Below are 18,816 nucleotides of genomic sequence, written 5' to 3'. Positions count from 1 at the left end.
GAATATTTATAAAATGACACTTTCATCAACCCTCACGAATCGGACTTTTACGGGCATTCCGACCCGAACCTAACTTCTTTACTTTTGCTGAATTTCGAGGTAAGGAATCTTACTGCCCGCAAATAGCGAGATAAAATAATCATGTATCTCTGTTATACATGATTTTCAGTAAATTGTAAAAAGGATATATTGGCCAATTGGCATATTGAAACTGAAAATCTATCATTCTGCAAAAATATCAAATGATATGTAATTGATCATAAATGACTAAATAGATTCACATAAAAATAAAATAACTTACATTTTACCACACTAAATACAAATGACTTTCTTACAATAGAATGGAGTATATTAGAAGAAAACTTAAAATGAGGAGGAATCTCATGACGCGTTGTACGTATTGTAAAACGAAGTGGACAATAAAAGATGTATGGGCAATACTCGTGACATTTGAAAAGGATTGTCCGTATTGTTTTATGAGACAATATCTATCAAAGAAAACGGTGAACGCTATGCCAGAACTTATAAGCTTACCTTTACATTTCTTACTCCCTTTTCTTGTTGATTTGAGTGCTGAAGGTCCTTCGGATTGGTATCGTAAATAATATAACCACTACATCCAAAGACTACTTTCTACTAAATTCGCTTCTCATCATTATTCCTTCATACATTACTAGCATAATCGCTTATACTTTCCCTTTTGAAGATTCTGTAGCTCAGCAGGAAGAGCGTCCTCTGAACAAGGTTTATCAATTATGACTTTAATAAACGATGATATATGCATACTGTTAAGCATAAAAAATTAGCATTAAGTTCCACTCAAATATTAATTGAAACCCAACACTCCATTTAATCTGTAATCTAGAATACAAGCAGTGTTTTTTATTATGCATTTTTGCATACAGTATTATTTTCTCTTGTAAATAGATAATAATGTTATATAATAAAACCAACATTTTACCAATAAAAGGTAATAAGAAGTAGTGGAATAAGTAAATAACCAAAGCCTATTAACAGATTTGTTCTATATAAATCATGATACATATATGGAATCAAAACTATGAAATTTTATGTAGTGATTAGATTACTACAAGATGAAAGATTCATAGCGAATACACTTAAGGAAAAAACGTTCGATTAGATTAATGTGATATCTATCGAACGAATTGAGAATATACTTAGGGGGAATTTCAAGTGAACGCATTTAGTAAGGTATTATTAACAGGCGCTTTAGCTTTAGGCGGTTTAACAGCTATGAACATTGATACACCGAAGGCACATGCTGACGAATGGGATGGTTGTCATTACATTTGTGGTCCTGGTGAAACGGTGAACGGTGTTACAGTTCAGGTACACTCTACACAAGTTACTTTTGGTAACAGCGTAATTGCAAGAATTACAAATGACCGAGCTGAAGAAATTCATTACAATGTCAGCCTTGAAAAGAAATATGGCGATAGATGGGGAGAATTTGAAACCAACTTCCGTTGGCAAAATCAATGGGTCCCAGCTGGAAGCAATGATGAAATTGCAACTTTCACAGGATATGGCGATGATATTTATGAGGATGGAACATATCGTTATAAAGTCGAAATAAAAGGCGCTGACGGTTCTATTGATACAATTTACACAGCAGGAATGACAGTTACAGGGCGATAGCTCATGACTGAGTTGCATTATTTATGATTGTATTTTTGATACTATCATTGATAATTGCGGTGATATTATTATTAAAATAAGCTCTTCGGGGCTTATTTTTTATATAAAAATTCGAGCATTAATATTACGAAAATTTCATCTTTACACTATTGAAGTTTGTTGCTATTATAGGAATACACCAAATGTTACAATATTCAATAAATTATAGAAATTATCTTATTATATGAATGAAAACATATTGCTGGTCGTAATATTTATAGTTGGGATCCCGTAGCTCAGCAGGGAGAGCGCCACCTTGACAGGGTGGAGGTCGTGAGTTCGAGCCTCTCCGGGGTCATAAAAAAGAGACACCATATCAACCTTCTACGTGATATGGTGTCTCTTTTTATCTAATTCAATCACTTTCCACCAAACATCTTCTCCAAAGACTTCGCATTGGCAAACAATACTTCTTTCAAGTTATCGTCAGCAACGATTTTATAGTCGCCATCTTTGTCTTTCTTTAAGTTCAATGTAACTTCGCGAGTTGCCATTGCTGCATCTTTATCCGTTAAGTTTTTGATGATAGTTGAGGTCATTGTTTTTTCGATCGCTTTTTCAGATTGTTCTTTGTCTTCACTAAATGCGCTAGCGAAGGCCATTGGCATAACTTCTCCCACTGCTTTTGTTACAGCAACGGATAGATCTGCAGATGTAATTTTCACTTTCACTTCTGCTTTGTCATCCTTTTTCGATACTTCTTCTAGCTTTTCAAATTTAAAGTTTTTCGTAATTGCACTCAGCATTGCTTTTGCCTCAGCATCATCTGTTTTTTCATTTAGTTTATTAAATTCCTTGTCACTCTCAACAAATGTACGAGCCTTTTCTACATCACCTTTTTGTATCGCTGTTAAAAATTCTTCTGTAGTATCTTTCGGATTTGCACACCCTGCTAAAACACCTGCTGTTAATCCTACTACCATCATTAATAGCAATAATCTCTTTATCTTTTGCACGCTCATTCTCCTCTTATCTTTTCTAGTAAGTCAGCATCATACAATATTATGAAACTGACATTACAAACATTTTTTAGTATAGCATTTATATGATTCGTTTTCTATTAATTCCCAAAAGGTAAAGGGCCTTGCAGCATTCCTACAAGGCCTCTCTTATATCAATCTGTATCCGTAGCACAAATGAACCACATTTTCTGTTCCCTACTATCTAATACCATCCACATACTCCAATCAAAAATCATAAGCGATAACCAAAGCGATATATTCATAGTAGCAAATAATAAATATAAAATGAAATCTCTCTTTTGTATTGCTCCTCTATTCATCAAAAATGTAAGCGGCACCAATAGGAGGAAAAAGACAAATATTTTTCTTAACGACTACGGATACAAAGTTACTGTCTGCATATGAATCCCCTTTTCATCATAATACTTGCTTCAACATCGGTCTCACTACCCTATATTCATCACTATAAGCTTCCTTTATGATTAAAGGCGGGTAATCACTTTTTTCTTCCTCAATCATTATGAATACTTCTGTTTTCTCTTGTAATGTATTAGATTCTCTATTTTTAGTAGGTTTTTTACTTGTTTTAATTTTCTTTGTTACTTCGCCAAGTTTTTGCCCAACTTCTTCTACTTTGGCAGGTTCATTCGTAACATAGTATTCTTGTTCGTCCCATACTAATATAGGTGGCACTTGTTCTCTTTTGTTACATATTATATAAGTAGTACTAGCTACCAGTAGTATACAAGTTAATAAATAGAAGATAGTTCTTTTATTCATATACTACACTCCTTATCTATCATTTCATTGGATTATATAACACAAATTATTTACGGTAAATGGATTTGGTGGTAATTTTTAGGTTTAATAATAAAAAAACCTTACCGAAGTAAGGTTCCGTTTTTACATTCTATAGTGACTGATTAATTAATACGATCATTACAATAATTGCTATAAGCATAACAACTAAACAGCCGATTAATTTATAAAATCCTCGCTTCGTTAACGTCCCGCCTTGAACGTCTTTACGAATAAATAAGAATACGGCTAAAAATAATACAAGCCCAATGCCAAAAGCATACATCATTTGCATATGTTAATCTTCCTTTCTCTCCTCCATCTTAATATCTTTTTGCCAAAACAACAAATGAGATAAAGACGGTACTCATTGTAAGTGCCATAAGTATATTCAATAATTCAGTAGCTGATAGTATAAGTATTTTTAAGTTTAAGCCGATAGAGAAAAGAAGATAATATGCCGTTAATGCAAAAAAGGTTACAAACATTCCTTTATAACGAATAAGTTTCATTCGCTCGTCTTTTTCTTTAAATTGCGGATGCAAGTAGCTTAGACAGAAACTCATAATCATCATCCCCAGCAATGGATACGTTATGGCTGGCGGTGCAGAATGCGTCATTATACCTGTTAATATCATAAATCCACTCATAAATAGAAAAATAATCCCCATAATTACAAAGTACTTTTGTGAATAATTCATCCCTATTCCCCCTCTTCTTTTCCTTCATAAATAAATACATGTTCTATTGTTGTCTGAAATGTTTTCGCTATTTCAAATGCTAGCGGAAGTGATGGATCGTATTTCCCTTTTTCAATTGAGATAATGGTTTGTCTGGAAACTCCAAGTTTCTCAGCCAACTTTTCTTGAGATAGTCCAATTTTTTTTCGGTATTCGACCATTTTATTTTCCAAGGAAATTTCTCCCTCCTTCCATATACCGAGTATATATGTAAAGGAAACTTTACGTCAAGTTCCCTTTACATATATTTTGATTATTATTCACGCTATTTATATAGAAGAAACTTTTTTAAATTTCAGCACGTCTATTTTGAAGCGAAACACGGAACACTGTAAATAAATGTTACTATATCTCCTCACTTCTTTTTTTAAAATTTAATATCTCCATATTTGTTTTATCCTTTTAAAATATTTCATTTATTTCTTTATTTCACGAAATACGTTATTTGTTTTACAGTGTTTTTCGTCATATTTATAGAAACTAACTGTTTATGGAGCATTTTTTATGTTTAGCAACTTTTTTTGTAGAAATCCTTCACTTTCCTTTTAATATTTAACACTATCTAAATAAAGTTTACGATAAATTCATAATTTTTTATTTTTTATACTATATTCCGTTATATTGTTGTATAATATCTATGAAAGCGCTTATTATTTCAATATACATAATTCAAACTATTTTTATCGAAACATTCTAACTATTGTACCTATATTTAAATGCAACAATTATAGCTATTAGTATAGGCATACCAAATATATCCACCCCATTTTTCTGTAAAATTACTTTATAACATGAAAGATTAACTTGGGTGATAAGTTATTGTGAATGTTTTTTTACAAAACAGATAAGTAATAGTGTTTGGTATTATGTAAATTATTGTAATAACATAAGAGTAAAGAAAACATTTACATTGATTACTGATTCATTACTTATTGAAAAAGAGCAAAATGCACCTTTGTATGGAAAAGGATTATATGCATTGGGAGGTTTAAACAAATGACGAGGAAGAATACAACGACAAACCCTTGGGCCAAGTTCCACGGTCCGAACCTTGGTTATGTTATTGAGCAGTATGATCTTTACGTAACTGGAGCAGGTTCTGTTGATCCGGAATTACAAGAGCTTTTTGAAATTTTTGGAGCTCCTTCGTTTCAAGATGATGTCGTAACAGGGGACAACACAGCAACACATTTTTCTCCTCAAAACACAGGTAATATTGAAAAAATTCTTAAAGTCGTTCAACTTGTTGAGCAGATTCGTTCTTTCGGGCACACGTTGGCTCACATCAACCCGATGGAAGATGCTACAAATGGACAATCTCTTCTTGAGAAAGCAATGAACGAACTGAGCGATGCTGACTTGAAAGCGATTCCAGCGAAAACAGTATGGCCAGATGCACCAGAAGGTATTCACACTGCACTTGATGTAATTCATAGATTAAAAGACGTTTATACAAAATCTTTAGCTTATGAATTTTCTCATATACAAGATAGTGAAGAACGCGCGTGGTTGCATCAAATGGTGGAATCAAATTCATTGCGTCAACCACTATCAAATAAAAAACGAACTGCTCTTTTAAAACGTTTAACAGCTGTTGAAGGTTTCGAGCAATTCTTGCATAAAACATTCGTTGGGCAAAAACGTTTCTCTATCGAGGGCGTTGATATGCTTGTACCTGTTTTAGATGAAATTGTTCTAGAAGGTGCTAAGAACGGCGTAGAGGATGTCATGATTGGTATGGCTCACCGCGGTCGCCTAAGCGTACTTGCTCACGTATTAGAAAAACCATATAGCCACATGTTTGCTGAGTTCAAACATGCAAAAATAGAAGGCGCAGTGGCTAATTCTGGCTGGACTGGCGACGTGAAATACCACCTAGGTAGAGAACAAGTCGTTAGTAACGAAGAAGTTAGCACTCGCGTTACATTAGCAAATAACCCGAGTCATCTTGAGTTCGTGAATCCTGTAGTAGAAGGTTTCGCACGTGCGGCTCAAGAGAATCGTAAAAAATCTGGTCTTCCAGATCAAGATACTTCAAAATCATTCGTAATTTTAGTTCATGGTGATGCTGCATTCCCTGGTCAAGGTATTGTATCTGAGACACTCAACTTAAGCAGATTGAACGCGTATCAAACAGGCGGAACGATTCATGTTATCGCAAACAATGCAGTTGGTTTTACGACTGATAGCTATGATTCTCGTTCTACAAAATATTCTAGTGACCTTGCAAAAGGTTTCGATATTCCGATTGTTCACGTGAACGCGGATGATCCGGAAGCTTGTCTTGCAGCTGCTAACCTTGCGATTCAATATCGCATGTTGTTCAAAAAAGATTTCTTAATCGATTTAATTGGTTACCGCCGCTACGGTCATAACGAAATGGATGACCCAGCAGTTACGCAACCACAAGTGTACAAAAAGATTAAGAATCACCCAACTGTAAGAGCAATTTATGCAGATCAATTACAAGCTGCCGGTGTTCTAAATGCAGATGAGATTGAAACAATTACTCAGTTTACACAAGAACAATTAAAATCTGACTATGCACAAGTACCACCAGCTGATACGAGCGATGCAACAATTCACGTTAAAGTGCCAGATGTTGTTGCAAAGGGCATTCAGTCAATTGATACTGGTGTTGAGCTTGACTCACTTCGTGCAATTAATGAAGGTCTACTATCTTGGCCAGAAGGCTTTAACGTATATCCGAAAGTGAAGAAAATTCTTGAACGCCGTAAAGATGCTCTTGAAGAGAACGGTAAAATTGAATGGGCACTTGCTGAGTCATTAGCATTCGCTTCTATTTTACAAGAAGGTACGCCAATTCGTTTAACTGGTCAAGACTCACAGCGTGGTACATTCGCTCATCGTCACATCGTATTACACGATACTGATACAAATGAAACATATTCACCATTACATCGCTTACCAAACATTAACGCTTCATTCTCTGTTCATAACAGTCCGTTATCAGAGGCTGCTGTTGTTGGTTACGAGTATGGTTATAACGTATTCGCTCCAGAAACGCTTGTTATGTGGGAAGCGCAATATGGTGACTTCTCAAATACTGCGCAAGCATTATTTGATCAATATGTTTCAGCTGGAAGAGCAAAATGGGGTCAAAAATCTGGTTTAGTTCTTCTATTACCACACGGTTATGAAGGTCAAGGACCAGAGCACTCTAGTGCACGTCCTGAACGTTTCCTACAGTTAGCTGCTGAGAATAACTGGACAGTTGCCAACTTAACGAGTGCGGCACAATACTTCCATATCCTGCGTCGTCAAGCATCTATCTTAGGAACAGAAGCTGTTCGACCATTAGTACTGATGACGCCGAAGAGTTTATTACGTCACCCGCTTACGCTTTCAACTGCTAGTCAGTTAAGCGAAGGACGTTTCCAACCTGCTCTAGAACAAGAAAACCTTGGCACGAAACCAAACAAAGTAAAACGCCTTGTTTTAAGCACAGGTAAAATGGCGATTGACTTAGCAGCAGAAATCGAGTCTGGTAAACATGACTACAACTTAGATGAAATTCATGTCGTTCGTATTGAACAGCTATACCCATTCCCTGCTGAGAAAATTCAATCTATTATTAAACGCTTTAAAAACTTAGAAGAAATTATTTGGGTTCAAGAAGAACCTCGTAATATGGGCGCATGGCATTACATGGCTCCAATTCTGTTCGAACTAGCTGGAGATAAAGTGAAAACAGGTTATATTGGACGCCCAGATCGCTCTAGCCCATCTGGTGGCGATCCATTCGCTCACAAAGCTGAGCAAGAACTAATTGTTTCACACGCTTTAGATGTGAAGTATAACTTCCGTCAAGATAAACAAGAAATTGAAGTTTTCAGCAACTAGAAAGTAACAATGAAAGTTTCTAGCTTGTTCCTTGGGCAGATATTCTGCCCAGGGGCAGGCTCACAAATGGAGATTACCGAAAACAAAAGAAGAAAAAACACACCGTTAGGCAAATAAGGGGAGGACATTTAAAATGATCGAAATTAAAGTACCTGAGCTTGCAGAATCTATTACTGAAGGAACTATCTCACAATGGCTTATCAACGTAGGCGACAAAGTTGAGAAAGGTGGCAGCGTTGTTGAGCTTGAAACTGATAAAGTCAATGTAGAAATCATTGCAGAAGATTCAGGTATTGTATCGAAGTTACTAGGCGAACCTGGGGATACAGTTGAAGTTGGCGCAACTATCGCAATTTTAGATGCTAATGGAGCACCAGTTGCAGTAAGTACACCTGCACCAGTGGCTGAGCAACCAAAACAAGAAACGACTGAAGCACCGAAAGCTGCGGCACCAAATGCTGAGCAAACTGCAACACTACAAGGGTTACCAAATACAAACCGTCCTATCGCATCACCAGCTGCTAGAAAAATGGCTCGTGAATTAGGAATCGACTTAAACGACGTACGTAGCACAGATCCACTTGGACGCGTGAGACCACATGATGTACAAGCTCATGCTGCAGCACCAAAAGAAGCACCAGCTGCTCCAAAGAGTCCAGCTCCTGCTCCAGTTGCAAAAACGGAATTCGAAAAACCAGTTGAGCGCGTGAAAATGTCCCGCCGCCGTCAAACAATTGCAAAACGTCTTGTAGAAGTTCAACAAACATCTGCAATGTTAACAACATTTAACGAAGTTGATATGAGTGCGATCATGGAATTACGTAAAGAACGCAAAGATGCTTTCGAGAAAAAACATGATGTACGTCTTGGCTTCATGTCATTCTTCACAAAAGCAGTTGTTGCAGCATTAAAACAATTCCCATTATTAAATGCTGAAATTCAAGGTGACGAGCTTATCATTAAAAAATTCTATGATATCGGTATTGCAGTAGCAGCTCCAGATGGATTAGTTGTTCCAGTTGTACGCGATGCTAACCAATTAAATTTCGCTGAAATTGAAAGTGAAATTCGTGAATTAGGTAAAAAAGCACGTGACAACAAACTTTCATTAAAAGAACTACAAGGTGGTACATTTACAATTACAAACGGTGGTGTGTTCGGTTCTCTAATGTCAACACCGATCCTAAATAGCCCACAAGTTGGTATTTTAGGAATGCATAAAATCCAAGTACGCCCAGTTGCAATTGATAACGAGCGTATGGAAAACCGCCCAATGATGTACATTGCTTTATCTTACGATCACCGTATTGTTGATGGTAAAGAAGCAGTTAGCTTCCTTGTTGCTGTTAAAGATATGCTTGAAGATCCAAAGTCATTATTATTAGAAGGTTGATAGATTAAAAATCTATTAAAGGCTGTAGAATGATTCATTCTACAGCCTTTTTTTATTGTGTTCATACGGGACAAATTTCATGACATAAGGTAATAATGTATGCCTAAACGTAAGGAGGATTAAAATGAATAACCTTCCAATTCATGCAAAACTTAAAGTAAATAAGGATACTTTCTTCCTCCCCGATTCAAACGGGGGTGTCTATTTTCGAAATAACGCCAGTTCATTTCGTATGGACGGTGACGGAATTTATAACTGGATTGAAAAATTAATGCCGATGTTTGACGGTAATTATTCTTTAGCAGAAATAACGGATGGTCTCCCTCTTCCCTATCAAAATCGTGTACTTGAAATTGGAGAGATTTTATATACAAATGGATTTGTCCGTGATGTAAGTCAAGATGCACCTCATGAATTAAACAGCGCATTACTTGATAGATATGCTTCGCAAATTGAATTTTTAGAAGCAGATTCTCATTCAGGTGCTCTAAAATTCGAAACGTATCGCGCGGCAAATGTCCTTATAATTGGTTCTGGTAATATGCTTACTTCCTTAGTTTCTTCTTTATTAGAATCTGGTTTACCTACATTTCATTACCTCGTTACAGATCGGGATGAAACAAACTATGACAGAATACATGAGCTAATAGAACGTGCATATGAAGTTGATAACAGTGTACTCTTTCAAGAAATCGATACTACAATTGACCGTCCCTTACATGAGGTATTCGAACCTTTTGATTGGATTTTATATGTTTCTCAAAACGGAGACATTGACGGTTTAAAAACAGTTCACACTATTTGTAGAGAAACGAAAAAGAATTTCATACCAGCTATTTGTTTATCAACACTCGGTATAGCTGGACCTGTCGTAACAGAAAATCGTGATGAATGCTGGGAATCCGCATGGCATCGGCTACATGAAACGACTTTGCAAAATGAAAATTCATCGGATTCCGTCTCACCAATTACATCTGCCATGTTAGCAAATGTAATCGTTTTTGAATTATTTAAACATGTCGCGGATGATTCATATCGTGAAAAAGAATCACAATTCTTTTTATTAAACTATGAAACACTTGAAGGAACGTGGCATCCTTTTATAAAACACCCTCTTGCAACTGATGAAAGTTTTACAATTGATACGATAGAAAATCTTTCTGAAAAACTTGAGCATCGGTATGGCCAACATACTTCAACTGATGTATTCCGCTTTTTCGACTCATTAACTTCTAAAGAAGCCGGTATATTCCATGTATGGGATGAACAAGATTCATATCAATTACCGTTATCACAATGCTATATTCAAGTAGCCACTCCACTATCAGATGGCCCAGCTTCCCTTCTGCCTCTTATGACTCGCAGTGGATTGACTCATAATGAAGCACGCCGAGAAGCTGGTTTAACAGGAATTGAAACATATGTAGCAGAAATCATTCACCGCCTTATTCCTGAACATAACAATATCGGTATCGGTGCTGGAGAAACGATGACAGAAGGATTTTACCGGGCACTGCAACAACATTTAAACAATAAACTGTATGAGCGGCAGTCACATATGCTAGAGGAACTTACAACTGTTGAGTTAACTGATATTCAAGATAAACATTGTAGATTTTATTACGATGCTCTCTCTACAATCCATGAAACGCCTAAAATCGCAATGAGTGAAGAGATTCTCAGTTTTCCAGTCGTTTGGGTTGGTATAAATGATAGATGGTACGGTGCATCTAATATTAATATGACGTTAGCGTTACGAAACGCACTACAACTATCACTCTTTCACGTTCAAAATGAAGAAATTCCTTACAGAGCTAATATCTTGCCTGAATCCTCTATTATTTTATATGACACGTATTCTTTTAGAGTGGAAATACAAGCGGAAGAAGAAATTCCAAGCGTACAATCTTTACAACTCGCCTTACAACATTTAGAAGAACATAATTTTTACCCCTTCGTATTTGATTTAGCGATTGAACCATTTTTGAAAGAAAACTTAGACGGTGTGTATGGTGTATTAATTGCAAAGGAGGACGGTTTATGATTCAAAATATATTGCTTATAGGAGATGGCCTTCTTGCAGACTATGTACATGATCAATTATGCAAACAATATTCCATCATTCGTCAGCATACTCTTACAGAAGAACTTCCTGAAAATATTCATCTCGCTCTCGTATTACATGATGGATCTCCTTCTACTATTCATCATGATGCTGAGCTAATTTTTCGTTCAAATCATATTCCGTGGCTACGTGGTTTTACTTCATTTGGTGAAGGTATTATCGGTCCTTACATTCATCCTCTTACGCCCGGATGTTCCCATTGTTCTGATGGACGCCGTTTTATCGCTGGCTTTGATCAAAAAGAAATGTGGGAACTACAGCGGAAATATGCCTTTAAAGCAGATAATGTAACGAGACGTGATGTACGTGCCACCCAAAATGGAATGTTGCAAATGTGCCATCTTATTTGCGCAGAAACAGAAAAAATATTAACTTATAACCATTCTTCTTTAGAAAATGAACTTATTTTACTAAACTTACAAACATTACAATGTACGCGGCATTCTTTTCTTCCAGATCCTCTCTGTCCTGTATGTAGTAATTTACCTGATGATACTGCGGATGCGGCGGAAGTTTCTTTACAACCAAGTTTAAAAGTAAGCACCGAAACGTATCGCTGCCGTTCCATTCATGAATTAAACACATTTTTAACGAGAGACTATTTAGATTATCGGGTCGGTATGTTGAACGGCAAAATGCAGCATTCTGTATTACCATTCGCTGACGTCATTATAAACATGCCATTGATGTTTGGAAATGAAGGTGTTGCAGGCCGAACCCATTCATTTGCAGTAAGTGAAGCAACTGCTATTTTAGAAGGTTTAGAACGATATTGTGGTATGTCACCTCGAGGGAAAAAGACAAATGTGCATGGTAGTTTTCATGATTTAGAGGAACATGCACTAAATCCCCTCTCGCTCGGTGTACATACCAATGAACATTATAATCGTGATGGTTTTCCATTTAAACCGTTTGATCCTGATTATGAGCAAAACTGGGTATGGGGATATTCTTTATCACAAAACAGACCGCTTTTAGTTCCTGAATCAATTGCTTATTATAGCCTCGGTCATCGAGATGCTTTCGTGTATGAAACATCAAATGGATGTGCAATTGGCGGTAGTTTAGAAGAAGCGATTTTTCACGGCATTTTAGAAATTGTAGAGCGTGATGCCTTCTTACTCACTTGGTATGCCGAATTACCTCTTCCCCGCCTGGATCTTAATTCAGCAAATGATACAGAATTACAATTAATGATCCAGCGGTTACGTACGATTACCGGGTATGAATTACACACTTTTAATGCGACGATGGAACACGGCATCCCGAGCTTATGGGTAATTGCAAAAAATACGCGTGAAAATGGAATGAACGTTGTTTGTGCAGGAGGCGCTCATTTAGATCCTATTCGAGCCTTAAAAAGCGCCATTCAAGAAATAGCAGGCATGTTACTTATAACAGACGATGAGCTCGAGCACAAAAGAGAATACTACGAAAAATGCTTACAAGATCCTTATTTCGTTAATAAAATGGAAGACCATAGTATGCTGTATGGATTGAAAGAAACGGAAGAACGTCTTCACTTCCTTTTACGAGAAGATGCACCGGTGCAAACGTTCCAAGAAATGAATGTATCACAATCATTTGATATGGATTTAACATCCGATCTCCACCAACTTTTAAATCGTTTGCATCAATCTAATCTTGAAATAATCGTTGTAGATCAAACCGTTCCCCTCATAGAAAAGAACGGATTACATTGTGTAAAAGTTATTATTCCAGGCATGCTACCGATGACGTTTGGTCACCATCTTACTCGAGTTACAGGACTGGACCGGGTATATACCGTACCGATGACACTTGGATATACAGACGAACCTTTAACGAATGAAAGATTAAATCCACATCCACATCCGTTTCCATAGTAAAGGAGGGATTTCATGCAGCTAGATACTTTTTTACATCATCTCCATTTCTCTATCGATGAAATTATGCCGAATCATGAGGTGGACTGGAAAGACGCACCGCTTCCTTATAAATTATATCGAAATGTACCTACCATCCCGCTCTCCTTAGAAATCCCGTTATCTTTATCGAACTCTTCTACTACACCTACTCTAAATAAGATTGGTCACTACCTTTGGTATTCATTTGGTGTAACACAATTATGTCATCTAAATAGCGAGAGAAATGTATTACGTAGATCCATTCCTTCAGGCGGTGCCTTATACCCGAATGAATTGTATATCTATTTAAAGATTGACGATTACCCAGACGGCATTTACCATTATGACGCCGCGCATCACCGACTTATTTTACTTCGCGAAGGAAATTTCGATGCTTATTTAGAAGACGCACTCGGTAATCGCTGTAATATACATGATTGTTTCGGTGCTGCATTCGTATCCACTATGTTTTGGAAAAATTTCTTTAAATACAATAATTTTTCATATCGTCTTCAAGGATTAGATAGCGGGGTTCTCATTGGACAATTGCTAGAATGTGCAAAACAGTTCGGTTATACGAACGGCGTATACTTTCAATTTCTAGACCGTGCACTGAACCATTTACTCGGATTGTCAGAAGGTGAAGAAAGTGTGTATGCCGTTATTCCTTTAAGTACAGAGCCAGAAACTAATTGGTTTCACAATGATTACCGTGAAAATAAAATAGTTACTTCTCATGAGTTGTTGCAACAAATTCCGCCGCTCGCACATGAACATTTCGTTCGCTCAAAACATGTAGATGAATATCCGATGATAACAAAAATAAATGAAGCTTCTATGATCGAATCGACAGCACACTTCCAAACACTACTTCATGAAGAGCACTATCAACATAATGCGTACGCTGTACAGCTACCAAAAGTAGAACGGTTATCGTATGATTTCCTACAACTTTGTAAAAAACGATATTCTCCTGATGCGGACTTTATTTTAACGAAATGGGATGCAGCCGAGCTCGCTACTTTACTACAAGAAGCGAGCCTCTCCTTCCCCTATTACAACGACCTTGACGGTAAGTATGCAAATGAAAATGCACGCGTCTCCTTATATGGATGTTTTTATAACGTGAAAAATATTGAAAACGGGGCTTACGCTTATAACAGTAAAACACATTCCATACAACCAATTCGATATGGAGACCTTCGCTACCCACTTCAGTCTAGTATGACGATGGATAACGTAAACCTTTTTCAAGTACCACTTTGCTTACATGTAGTCGGAAAGAAAGATTACTATACACGTGCATTAGGCTATAGAGGATACCGTATTCACCAAATGGAAGCAGGTATGCTCGTTCATAAACTCGTTTTTGCTGCAACTGCTATGGGGATGGGCGGGCATCCGTTACTAAGTTTTGATACAAATTCATGTGATCAATTGTACGGTATTGATGCTGGGAATGAAACGTCTCTTATTCAAGTTCCAGTTGGGGCGTATCGAGCGCGGAATTGGTTAAAGGGGGCTTTGCATAGTTAAAAGCACGCCGATGGACGGCGTGCTTTTTTACTAGATTAATTTAAAGATACTCTTAATTTGTCTAGCAAATAACCAATTTTTCGTACCGTAGTTATCATTTAAACTATCTAAATTGATAGATTGTCCGTTAGCAAACTTTAATTCTAACGTTGTATTTTTGTCATTTGTTTTTAAATTACTATTTGTAATGGCATCATACTTTAATTTTTCAATCTCAATATATTCGTCTTTTTCTTGTCCGATCACGACATGGTCTTGGAAGAAGAAAAATACTTCTACTTTTTTACCGAAACAAAATACATTTTTCGTATAAATTAATGTCGCGTTATCAAGTCCGACACATACTTCTTTCATTTCTTCCACAACGTGTCCAAAGTCTTCTTCATGTCTTGTATTTGATTCAACAATCCATTCTTCAATTGTTTTCATATTAATTGCCATACTGCGCCCCCTGGTTCGTTCATTGCTTCGTTTAAAAAATAAATACTATATGAAAATATAAGCGATACGTACTATGTTTTCAAGGGGGAACGGTATATTCAAAATAAAGTGAAACTTTATTTACTCCCTCATTGTAAAAAAATAGCACTTTAAAAAGTGCTATTCTGCTCTCCTTGCCGCTTGCTGAATTGGATCCCAAACGCTGTTATATGGTGGTGCGTAACTTAAGTCGACGTCTTCTAAATCATGAATGCTCATTTTATTGAAAAGCGCCATCGCAATCACATCAATACGTTTATCTACACCTTCTTCTCCAATTACTTGCCCGCCCAATAATTGTTTCGTGTCAGAACGGTATAGTAATTTCAAATAAAGTGGTTTTGCATTTGGATAATAGCCCGCCATATTTGTAGAATCTACTTTAACTGTTTTATACGGGATATGTAGTCCTTTTGCTTCTTTTTCATTTAACCCTGTTCTTGCGAGTGTCAAATCCATAAATTTAATAATGCCTGTGCCTAACGTACCTTTAAAAGCTCTTCGTTTATCAAGCATATTCAGTCCAGCAAGTCGCCCTTGCTTATTAGCAGTCGTTCCGAGCGGGATATGATCATGAATTTCCTTTATAACATGGTAATGTGTTGCGCAATCACCGGCTGCATATACGTCTTGCACATTCGTTTGCATATATGCATTTACTTCGATTGCTCCTTTATGATTCTTACGTATATTTGTCCCTTCAAGAAAATCAGTATTTGGCTTCACTCCAACCGACACTAAAACAAGATCTGCTTTATACGTACCTTTATCCGTTTCGATTGCTTCTACTCGTTCATTCCCTTTAAACGCTTTTACATTTTCATTCGTTAAAATTTCAATATGATGCTTATCTGCTTCTTTATGTATGTACTCTGCCATATCTGCATCATAAATCGTACCGATATGATCATTTCGCTCAATCATTCTTACTTTCTTACCAAGTTCGACGAATGTTTCTGCCATTTCCAGTCCGATTGCACCACCGCCAATAATGGTTACATCTTCAACTTTATTCGTTTCTAGCGTTTTTAATATACGCTCAGCATCCGGAATTGTTTTTAAAAGATGAACGCCTTGTAATTCCCGTCCTTCCCATTCCGGCATAACAGGACGTACACCAGTCGCAATTAATAATCGATCGTACGAAAATTCAAAGACATCTTTCGTCTTCGTATGCTCTGCGTACACCATTTTCTTTTCCGTATCTATTTTCGTTACTTCATGACGCACTTTCGCATCAATTCCATATTTCTCACGAAACGTCTTCACATTGCGCGCGATTAACTTTTCAGTTGAAGCGATAGCACCACTAATGACATACGGTAATCCACACTGAGCGTATGAATAAATCTCACCTTTTTCTAAAGTTACAACATTTGCATTTTCATCGTTTCTAACAATTTGCATCGCTGCACTCATACCAGCTGCATCTCCGCCAATAATGACATAGTTCACTTTACCACTCCTTCTTTTTTACATACTCTTTACGTTTTCCATATTTTATAGAAATAACACCTACTTCCATTGTAAAGAAAGAGAATTTCATCTTCAAATTTGGTGCACAAACTTATGTATGAATAGGTAACTGTCGTGTCTTATAAACAACATGTTTAATATGCTATAACAGTAACTATTGAAAGTAGGTGAAACATACATGTGCGCTGGTCTTCTCGCTCAGTTTCCAGAGGAACCGAAAGAACCGAAAGCCGCCCTCCCGCTTGAACAAGAATTTACCATTAATGCAACATTATACAGTGCTCGCGCTTGGTTATCAGACAATGACACTTTCTCTCAAACTATTTGGAAAGCTACCCGCTTCGCTTCTGCATCACATGCTAGCAAGGCCATCTTTCCAGTCGGTACTGTTAAAATTGTAAATGTTTCTGATGATACAATAACGGTTACTATATCATCAGAATCAAAAGATGCTCTTAAAATAATCGTCCCTCCACATTCTGAAGCTGCTTTAACGTCTAGTTCTTTATCTGATGTGCAAGCCAGTACATCAGGAGGGGCAAGTAAAGTCACATTTCTCTTTCATATCTTTTTCTCTAGGGAACCTGCTCCAGCCAAATAACGATAGAAAAGGTACAGCAATATACACTGTACCTTTTTCAAGCGCTCTATTCTCTTGATTTGATTAGTTCAATATTATAAGTTTCGATATCTGTTAACGTTCCTTTAAAATAAGGATTTTCTCTATACCAAGGCTGTTTTGAAAAATATGTCCATGCCTTGCATATATTTCATTTCTAGCAATTTTCAACTGCTCTTTCGATAAATATGTTAAATCTGCGCTCGTTAATTTTCGAATATCACTATCAGGAAAGATGAAACCATTATATACATACCCAGTCGCGGGCGTTGGAGTAACATTATAAACAACTGTTTTTTCTGTACTTTTCTTTTGAAATGGAAGATTATAAGACGAAAGTGCCGTTACCGTCTCTACTTTTGTCGTTTCTCGTCCACTTTCTCCATTTCGTTCTAAATAAACCGTCGCACTTCCATCAGTCGCTACAGGCCCCCATGTAATTTCTTCTCCTGCCAGCGCTGTAACCGGTTTTTGATTTACATACAATGTTGCACCAGGCGCGTTCGTTTGAACTGTAATATATTGACCTTGCAACGTTAAATCTATCGTTACGTTATTTTGGCTTTGTTTCATAAGTACAACCTTTTCCTCACGAGATAATTTTACGTAGTCATTTTTATACTCTGATTGAAACACTTGATTTCCCGGAAGAAATGGCCCATATTGCTTCTCAAACTTTTTGTCATCTGTCTTATCAATTTCTTTTCCGTTCATTTTTAACGATACGTCTTTTTCATTTGTAAGCAAAGTTGTATAGTACGTCTTTGCTTTCAATTTATATCGATCAAATATAAAGAAATACTTTCCGTCTTTCGTTAATGAAAAATCAGCTTTTTCTATTCCGTCCCGTTGTTTTTCACCTTGTCTCAAATATTGTTTTAATTCATTTACGTAAGATGGATTTTCTTTTATATATGAAAATAGAGGCGTTACACTCTCTCTCGTTATCATAACCGATGGATCATCTGCCGTAACGATCTCAGCTAATTTCTCTCCGTCCCTCTCTTGTAAAATCGTAATTATCCGGTCTACTTGTGCCACCTGCGTATAATACGACGATCCGTACAAATACAATCCAATAATTGCTATAACAAATAGCGCTAACAGTGTAATGCCAACTTTTGCACCACCGCTCATGTTCTTCTTTACTACAGAACGTCCCCTCTTCGTCCCGCAGTTTTGACAAAATTGCACACCATCTTCAAACTGAATTCCGCACTTTGTACATACATTCATCCA

Annotated in this window: 16 protein-coding genes, 1 tRNA gene and 1 pseudogene; 9 read left to right on the top strand and 9 right to left on the bottom strand. The window is 36.8% G+C overall.

Annotated features, from left to right (window positions below; genetic code table 11):
- Window positions 1–383 precede the first annotated feature (383 nt).
- The 3 genes from MKY21_RS06500 (at window position 384) to MKY21_RS06490 (ending at window position 1,996) form a co-directional block, all read left to right on the top strand.
- Window positions 384–605, top strand: a complete 222-nt coding sequence (locus MKY21_RS06500) for a hypothetical protein (protein ID WP_000196289.1) — start codon at window positions 384–386, stop codon at window positions 603–605.
- A 589-nt stretch (window positions 606–1,194) separates the two neighbouring features.
- Window positions 1,195–1,659 (top strand): hypothetical protein, encoded by a 465-nt coding sequence (locus MKY21_RS06495; protein ID WP_000991074.1) that lies wholly within the window; start codon window positions 1,195–1,197, stop codon window positions 1,657–1,659.
- 264 nt (window positions 1,660–1,923) lie between these two features.
- Window positions 1,924–1,996 (top strand) — tRNA-Val (locus MKY21_RS06490).
- 61 nt (window positions 1,997–2,057) lie between these two features.
- On the opposite strand, the gene MKY21_RS06485 is transcribed toward MKY21_RS06490, so the two are convergent.
- From MKY21_RS06485 to MKY21_RS06460, 6 genes are all read right to left on the bottom strand, one after another.
- Window positions 2,058–2,654, bottom strand: coding sequence for a DUF4878 domain-containing protein (locus MKY21_RS06485; protein ID WP_001169495.1), 597 nt, complete (start codon window positions 2,652–2,654; stop codon window positions 2,058–2,060).
- Window positions 2,655–2,812: 158 nt separating this feature from the next.
- A complete protein-coding gene (locus MKY21_RS06480; protein WP_341077891.1) occupies window positions 2,813–3,022 on the bottom strand; it encodes a hypothetical protein in 210 nt (69 codons plus the stop codon).
- Between the two features lie 55 nt (window positions 3,023–3,077).
- Complete coding sequence (locus MKY21_RS06475) at window positions 3,078–3,440, bottom strand: hypothetical protein (RefSeq protein WP_001042763.1); 363 nt, start codon at window positions 3,438–3,440, stop codon at window positions 3,078–3,080.
- A gap of 130 nt (window positions 3,441–3,570) precedes the next feature.
- On the bottom strand, window positions 3,571–3,753 hold the full coding sequence (locus tag MKY21_RS06470) for a DUF3976 domain-containing protein (protein ID WP_001178294.1): 183 nt from the start codon (window positions 3,751–3,753) through the stop codon (window positions 3,571–3,573).
- A 28-nt stretch (window positions 3,754–3,781) separates the two neighbouring features.
- Window positions 3,782–4,159 (bottom strand): hypothetical protein, encoded by a 378-nt coding sequence (locus tag MKY21_RS06465; RefSeq protein WP_001109899.1) that lies wholly within the window; start codon window positions 4,157–4,159, stop codon window positions 3,782–3,784.
- Between the two features lie 2 nt (window positions 4,160–4,161).
- A complete protein-coding gene (locus MKY21_RS06460) occupies window positions 4,162–4,371 on the bottom strand; it encodes a helix-turn-helix transcriptional regulator (protein WP_000428519.1) in 210 nt (69 codons plus the stop codon).
- 823 nt (window positions 4,372–5,194) lie between these two features.
- On the opposite strand from MKY21_RS06460, the gene odhA reads away from it, so the two are divergent.
- The 5 genes from odhA (at window position 5,195) to MKY21_RS06435 (ending at window position 15,002) form a co-directional block, all read left to right on the top strand.
- Window positions 5,195–8,062, top strand: coding sequence for a 2-oxoglutarate dehydrogenase E1 component (gene odhA / locus MKY21_RS06455; RefSeq protein ID WP_086392121.1), 2,868 nt, complete (start codon window positions 5,195–5,197; stop codon window positions 8,060–8,062).
- Between the two features lie 133 nt (window positions 8,063–8,195).
- A complete protein-coding gene (gene odhB, locus MKY21_RS06450; protein WP_000569926.1) occupies window positions 8,196–9,455 on the top strand; it encodes a 2-oxoglutarate dehydrogenase complex dihydrolipoyllysine-residue succinyltransferase in 1,260 nt (419 codons plus the stop codon).
- Between the two features lie 124 nt (window positions 9,456–9,579).
- The gene (locus tag MKY21_RS06445; RefSeq protein ID WP_086392120.1) at window positions 9,580–11,499 is read left to right on the top strand and encodes a putative thiazole-containing bacteriocin maturation protein; all 1,920 of its coding nucleotides are present in this window, start codon (window positions 9,580–9,582) and stop codon (window positions 11,497–11,499) included.
- A complete protein-coding gene (locus tag MKY21_RS06440) occupies window positions 11,496–13,445 on the top strand; it encodes a TOMM precursor leader peptide-binding protein (protein ID WP_086392119.1) in 1,950 nt (649 codons plus the stop codon). The genes MKY21_RS06445 and MKY21_RS06440 overlap by 4 nt, the downstream gene beginning before the upstream one ends.
- 15 nt (window positions 13,446–13,460) lie before the next feature.
- Window positions 13,461–15,002 carry a SagB family peptide dehydrogenase gene (locus MKY21_RS06435; protein WP_086392118.1) on the top strand — a complete coding sequence of 514 codons (1,542 nt, stop codon included), beginning with the start codon at window positions 13,461–13,463 and terminating at the stop codon, window positions 15,000–15,002.
- A 30-nt stretch (window positions 15,003–15,032) separates the two neighbouring features.
- On the opposite strand, the gene MKY21_RS06430 is transcribed toward MKY21_RS06435, so the two are convergent.
- Entirely contained in the window at window positions 15,033–15,443 is a 411-nt protein-coding gene (locus tag MKY21_RS06430) for a DUF3908 family protein (RefSeq protein WP_000996806.1), read from the bottom strand.
- Window positions 15,444–15,602: 159 nt separating this feature from the next.
- On the bottom strand, window positions 15,603–16,937 hold the full coding sequence (locus tag MKY21_RS06425; RefSeq protein WP_001110227.1) for a CoA-disulfide reductase: 1,335 nt from the start codon (window positions 16,935–16,937) through the stop codon (window positions 15,603–15,605).
- Window positions 16,938–17,136: 199 nt separating this feature from the next.
- Between MKY21_RS06425 and MKY21_RS06420 the strand changes: the two genes are divergently transcribed.
- Window positions 17,137–17,559, top strand: coding sequence for a hypothetical protein (locus tag MKY21_RS06420; RefSeq protein ID WP_000332394.1), 423 nt, complete (start codon window positions 17,137–17,139; stop codon window positions 17,557–17,559).
- Window positions 17,560–17,605: 46 nt separating this feature from the next.
- Here the strand turns inward: MKY21_RS06420 and MKY21_RS06415 are convergent.
- A pseudogene (locus MKY21_RS06415) lies at window positions 17,606–18,813 on the bottom strand (TcaA 3rd/4th domain-containing protein).
- Window positions 18,814–18,816: the final 3 nt, after the last annotated feature.

Origin of the sequence: Bacillus sp. FSL R9-9497, assembly GCF_038005805.1 — a bacterium.
In the GTDB taxonomy this organism is placed as follows: domain Bacteria; phylum Bacillota; class Bacilli; order Bacillales; family Bacillaceae_G; genus Bacillus_A; species Bacillus_A cereus.
This window is presented reverse-complemented; position numbering and strand designations above follow the sequence as displayed.

Coding starts and splice junctions, on each gene's coding strand:
- MKY21_RS06500 (WP_000196289.1), top strand. CDS start 384: ATGACGCGTTGTACGTATTGTAAAACGAAGTGGACAATAAAAGATGTA.
- MKY21_RS06475 (WP_001042763.1), bottom strand. CDS start 3,440: ATGAATAAAAGAACTATCTTCTATTTATTAACTTGTATACTACTGGTA.
- MKY21_RS06470 (WP_001178294.1), bottom strand. CDS start 3,753: ATGCAAATGATGTATGCTTTTGGCATTGGGCTTGTATTATTTTTAGCC.
- MKY21_RS06465 (WP_001109899.1), bottom strand. CDS start 4,159: ATGAATTATTCACAAAAGTACTTTGTAATTATGGGGATTATTTTTCTA.
- odhA (WP_086392121.1), top strand. CDS start 5,195: ATGACGAGGAAGAATACAACGACAAACCCTTGGGCCAAGTTCCACGGT.
- odhB (WP_000569926.1), top strand. CDS start 8,196: ATGATCGAAATTAAAGTACCTGAGCTTGCAGAATCTATTACTGAAGGA.
- MKY21_RS06445 (WP_086392120.1), top strand. CDS start 9,580: ATGAATAACCTTCCAATTCATGCAAAACTTAAAGTAAATAAGGATACT.
- MKY21_RS06440 (WP_086392119.1), top strand. CDS start 11,496: ATGATTCAAAATATATTGCTTATAGGAGATGGCCTTCTTGCAGACTAT.
- MKY21_RS06435 (WP_086392118.1), top strand. CDS start 13,461: ATGCAGCTAGATACTTTTTTACATCATCTCCATTTCTCTATCGATGAA.
- MKY21_RS06430 (WP_000996806.1), bottom strand. CDS start 15,443: ATGGCAATTAATATGAAAACAATTGAAGAATGGATTGTTGAATCAAAT.
- MKY21_RS06420 (WP_000332394.1), top strand. CDS start 17,137: ATGTGCGCTGGTCTTCTCGCTCAGTTTCCAGAGGAACCGAAAGAACCG.